Source organism: Enterobacter sp. PTB (genome assembly GCF_051130085.1).
Classification (GTDB): Bacteria; Pseudomonadota; Gammaproteobacteria; order Enterobacterales; family Enterobacteriaceae; genus Enterobacter; species Enterobacter ludwigii.
In genome coordinates, this window is record NZ_JBDKEE010000114.1 from 1 (window position 1) to 533 (window position 533).

A 533-nucleotide genomic window follows, 5' to 3' on the forward strand; every position below is an offset into this window, starting at 1 on the left:
CCCTGGGTCTGCGAGGCGCTCCAGTTCATGCTGTTGTCGTCCAGCAGGGAGCCGCCCATCGTCAGCATGTTGGTGCTGCGCCCGGTATTGTCATTGGAGAAGGTGTAGCTGGCATAGCCGTTCTGCAGGGCCGCCGCGGAGCCGAAGAGGCTCATCGGCACGTTCAGGTTCAGCGTCCACTGGCGGTTCTCCGGCCAGTCGCCGTCACCGCGCATCCGGTCAATGCTGTAGTTCAGTGACCAGCCCACTTTTTTCACGGAGCCGCTGATACCGGCAGACATCGTGGTGTTGGTCTTGTCCGAGCCCCAGTAGTTGTCGCGGTGCCCCTGCAGCCACAGCTGATAGTCCTCAAACAGGGTCTGACTGAGGCGCGCCTCATAGGAGTTGCGGCGCCGGTCATTCAGCCAGTCCGGCAGACCGGTCGTGGTGTCAAAGCCGCGGTTGTTGGCGTCGTTAAAGCTCAGGTAGTTACGCGTGGAATAGCGATAGGCCGTCAGGTCCACGGTGGTCCCGGAGGCCATCATACTTTTGGA

General features: G+C 61.4%; 1 protein-coding gene. It reads right to left on the reverse strand.

Annotated elements, in window-relative coordinates; all coding sequences use genetic code 11:
* Positions 1 to 533: fimbria/pilus outer membrane usher protein (locus tag AAIR21_RS27840; RefSeq protein ID WP_434682836.1), on the reverse strand; the 533-nt coding region annotated here is incomplete at both ends.